The 4061-nt window shown below is 61.6% G+C and carries 6 protein-coding genes; 5 read left to right on the top strand and 1 reads right to left on the bottom strand.

Annotation, left to right across the window (positions count from 1 at the left end):
• Positions 1-134 precede the first annotated feature (134 nt).
• From cofE to npdG, 3 genes are all read left to right on the top strand, one after another.
• On the top strand, positions 135-908 hold the full coding sequence (gene cofE / locus VMJ11_RS15560) for a coenzyme F420-0:L-glutamate ligase (protein ID WP_325620287.1): 774 nt from the start codon (positions 135-137) through the stop codon (positions 906-908).
• 137 nt (positions 909-1045) lie between these two features.
• Positions 1046-2149: a 5-amino-6-(D-ribitylamino)uracil--L-tyrosine 4-hydroxyphenyl transferase CofH gene (gene cofH / locus VMJ11_RS15555; RefSeq protein WP_325620286.1), complete on the top strand. Its 1104-nt coding sequence runs from the start codon at positions 1046-1048 to the stop codon at positions 2147-2149.
• Positions 2146-2811, top strand: coding sequence for an NADPH-dependent F420 reductase (gene npdG, locus VMJ11_RS15550; RefSeq protein WP_325620285.1), 666 nt, complete (start codon positions 2146-2148; stop codon positions 2809-2811). The genes cofH and npdG overlap by 4 nt, the downstream gene beginning before the upstream one ends.
• Positions 2812-2814: 3 nt before the next feature.
• Here npdG and cutA read toward each other — a convergent pair whose 3' ends face one another.
• Positions 2815-3138 (bottom strand): divalent-cation tolerance protein CutA, encoded by a 324-nt coding sequence (cutA, locus tag VMJ11_RS15545; RefSeq protein WP_325620284.1) that lies wholly within the window; start codon positions 3136-3138, stop codon positions 2815-2817.
• Between the two features lie 299 nt (positions 3139-3437).
• On the opposite strand from cutA, the gene VMJ11_RS15540 reads away from it, so the two are divergent.
• The gene (locus VMJ11_RS15540) at positions 3438-3770 is read left to right on the top strand and encodes a septum formation initiator family protein (protein WP_325620283.1); all 333 of its coding nucleotides are present in this window, start codon (positions 3438-3440) and stop codon (positions 3768-3770) included.
• A gap of 52 nt (positions 3771-3822) precedes the next feature.
• Positions 3823-4061, top strand: a 239-nt coding sequence (locus VMJ11_RS15535) for an MmcQ/YjbR family DNA-binding protein (RefSeq protein ID WP_325620282.1), incomplete at its 3' end; no start/stop codon positions are given.

Here is a 4061-nt window from a genome sequence, read left to right as displayed (position 1 = left end):
GGTATCGGCCTCGACATCGACAATCCGCACGAGCTCGGCCTGCTGTTGGCCCGCGAGGGAGACACGCACGCCCAGCGCCTGCTGCGGTCGTGGGACTACCACGCAGATTCCAAAGCGGTGCCGGCGATCTCGAAATGAAAGCGGCCCGTCACCAGCAAGCTGCGGAAGTCCACGTAATTCCGGTGCGCGGAATTCCCGAAATCAAGCCTGGAGATTCGCTTGCGGAAATCGTTCTGGCCGCGGTTACCGGCGCCAACCTGCAATTCAGCGCAGGCGACATTCTTATACTGAAGCACAAGATTGTTTCCAAGGCCGAAGGACGCATGGTTAGGCTCGACTCGGTGAAGCCCTCACGACGTGCGCTGGCTACCGCTCGCCGCAACGCCACCGACGCGCGGGTAATCGAGCTTGCATTGCGCGAAGCCAAACGAGTGCTGCGCGACAAACATGTGCTTATCACCGAGACGCAGCATGGATTCGTGTGCGCCAACAGTGGCGTCGACGTCTCGAACGTCGATGGCGGCGAGTCGGCGGTGCTGCTGCCGGTCGATGCTGACGCATCGGCCGCGCGAATTCATCGCAGATTAAAGAAGCTGACGGGCCTGCACATCCCGGTCATCATCGCCGATAGCTTCGGCCGGGCATGGCGCGTGGGATTGTGCGATATGGCGATCGGCGTCGCGGGCATGCGCGCCCTGCTTGACTATCGCGGCAAGCGCGATGATTACGGTCATGTGCTGCACGCGACGGAGCACGCCGTGGCTGATGAGCTGGCTGCGATGGCGGGCCTGGTGTGCGGCAAAGATGCGCGGGTTCCGGCTTGTATAATCCGGGGTTACGCCTATATGCGCGGCGCGGGAAGCGCGCGCCAACTGGTGCGTCCCGCGGACAAAGATCTGTTTCGCTAACCTGCTTTCCTTCAACCCGGGAGTTCGGCCTTATGCACGACTTGAGCTGGTGCCGGCAAGACACGCTTCGCGCGACGAGCTGGAGCGATGTTCAAGGCAGAGTTTCACAGCCTGTCCGATCTGCACTCGACAAAGTTTTGGAAACGCAAGATGGTGCGTCGCTCACTCGCGATGAGCAGTTGCCGCTGGCGCATGCGTCGGGAGACGACCTGTTCGGATTGGTTGTGGCCGCGAATGAGTTGCGGCGCCAGATCGTCGGCGAGACCGTCACCTACGTCGTGACGCGCAACATCAACTTCACCAACGTCTGCATCGTTGGCTGCAAGTTTTGTGCGTTTGCCGTGGGCCCGCGGCATGACACGGCGTACTTCCTGTCTCTGGACGAGATCGCGGAGAAAGTGCGCGAGGCTGCCCGCTGGGGGGCGACCGAAGTTTGCATCCAGGGCGGGCTGCCACGCGATCTTCCGCCCTTCTACTATCGCGACATCCTGCGCGCGGTAAAAGCCGCCGTGCCTACGATGCACTGCCACGCCTTCTCGCCGATGGAGATGCTCTATGGCGTCGAGCTCACCGGCATGAGCGTGCGCGAATACCTGCTCATGCTGAAAGATGCCGGGCTCGACACGCTTCCCGGCACCGCCGCGGAGATCCTCGATGATGATGTGCGACACCTCCTGTCGCGCAACAAGCTGAGTGTCGCGCAGTGGCGCGAGATCATCGAGACCGCTCATGAGTGCGGCATCCGCAGCACTTCAACCATGATGTATGGACATTCGGAACAGCCCGAGCAGTGGGTGAATCAGCTTCGGCTGTTGCGGGAGATCCAGTCGAAGACCGGAGGCTTTACCGAGTTTGTGCCGCTGGGATTCATCCACGACAACACGCTGCTGTATGAGCAGGGACTGGCGCGCGCGGGCGCAACGCTGGAAGAGCATATGAAGGTGCACGCCCTGGCGCGCGTGATGCTCGCCGGATCGATTGATCACATTCAGGTATCGTGGGTGAAGCTGGGTCGCGACGTTTCGCAACTTACGCTGCTGGCCGGCGCCGACGATTACGGCGGCACGCTGTTCGAAGAGAACATCTCGCGGTTGGCGGGCGCTGCCTTTGGCCAATATGTCTCGAGCGACGAATTTCAAGAGCGCATTCTTGAGTTGGGACGCATTCCTGCACAGCGCAATACCACCTATACGAAGCTGATGTATCCGCAGCCTCCGGTGGCGACGGGGAGCGCCGCATGATCGCCATCGTTGGCGGTACAGGGCCGGAAGGATCGGGATTGGCGATACGATGGGCACGCGCCGGCGAATCGGTGATCATCGGCTCCCGTGACGCCGAGCGCGCTCGGGCAGCAGCGGCGCAGATTGCGGAGAAGGCAGGCGCGCTGGCGAGCGTCGAAGGCGCCGGCAATGTCACTGCCGTGAAGATGTGCGACGTTGTGGTAGTGACGGTTCCCTTCGCCGGGCAAGCTGACTTGTTGAAGGAACTGAAGCCGTCGTTCCGCACCGGTACCGTGCTGATCGATGCGACCGTTCCGCTGGCAACCGCGGTCGGCGGGCGCCCGACACGGGTGCTTGGGGTTTGGCAGGGCTCAGCGGCGGAGCAGGCGCAGGAAGTTGTCGGCAAGAATGTTGCGGTTGCGGCGGCATTTCATTCGCTGTCATCCACGGTGCTCGCGGGCGAGGATGACGTCGATTGCGACGTGATTGTATGCAGCGACGATGACCGCGCACGGCAGGTCGCGTCGGAGCTGGCAGCGAAGATTCCTGGCGTACGCGCCATCGACGGCGGCAAGCTGGAAAATGCGCGCATCGTGGAAGCCATGACGGCGCTGCTCATCACACTCAACATCCGGCATAAGGTACACGGCGCGGGCTGGCGGGTCACGGGGCTGGGGATCTAGCGCTCACTCTTCGCGCACTTCGCCGCTGATCCACGCCAGGTATTCTTCACTGCCGCCTTCGACTGAGAGCTCGACCCGCTCCGGCAGCTCATAAGGATGCAGCTCCTCGAACGCTGTCTCTAAGCGAGCCGCCTGGTCGGCGGTGGTTTTGATGACGAGCAGGAATTCGGTTTCGCGTTCGAGCTTCCCTTTCCAGCGATAGACCGAGCGGATGGGCCCGACGATGTTGACACACGCTGCCAGGCGGCGCTCGACCAGCGCGGAGGCCATTTCCATGGCCTTTGGTTCATCGGCAACGGTCGTCAGAACGATTCGCGGTTCAGCCATGAGAAAATTCCTCCCAGCGTGTGCGGAAATAGTTTAGTGCACGGGTTCGTGTGGTCGCGGAAAGCAAGTCCCTCGCTCCGCTCAGGATGACAAGTTCAGCATAGAAGGCTAAGCGAACTGGTATCCCACTCCTCGATGGCTTGGTTAACAATTCCCGCAACTTTGATGCTGAACTTGGTTCCCCTCCCGCGGCTTCGCCTTTCGTTCGCTTGACCCTGTGTCAGAACCGACGTTCACTGGCATGGGGAGTATTTTCTTTGAGCTTTACAGTAAGAATTGCCGGAAAGTGGTTGCACCGTATGCGCCGGATACTGGCCACCCTGTGCATCGCCCTGCTTGCCGTGGCAGCCGGGTACAAGGTGGTCTACGGACGTAACGGCATGATTGTCTACAAGGCCAAACGCGCCGAATATCAGCACCTGCAGCAGGACATCGCCGACGAAAACCAGCGCCACCAGGAGCTGGAGGACCGGGTGAGATCATTGCAAAGCGATCCCAAGGCCATCGAGAAAGAGGCGCGCGAGCAGCTCGGCTACGTCCGCCCAGGCGAGAAGATCCTGGTGCAGCGGCCACCGCGCGTGGATGTGCATGCTGCCGCTGCCGTCGCGCAAAGCCAGCCTGTAGCTCCCTGACCTGGGTTCCGCTGGCCCCGTCCCTGCCTGCGATAAACTGTCGAATCGAGTCATGGACATCGACACCCTGCGCAAACATTGCTTGTCCTTTCCTCACGTCACGGAGAATGTGCAGTGGGGATACGATCTCGTGTTCAAAGTTGACGGCAGGATGTTCGCCGTTGCACCGCTCGAGGTTGCTCCCGTGCGGCTGTCGTTCAAGTGCTCGCCGGAAACGTTCGCCGAGCTGTGCGAGCGCGAGGGCGTGAGACCCGCGCCCTACATGGCGCGCGCGCAGTGGGTCGCGCTTGA

Origin of the sequence: Paraburkholderia sp. (genome assembly GCF_035501035.1) — a bacterium.
Classification (GTDB): domain Bacteria; phylum Pseudomonadota; class Gammaproteobacteria; order Burkholderiales; family Burkholderiaceae; genus Paraburkholderia.
This window is presented reverse-complemented; position numbering and strand designations above follow the sequence as displayed.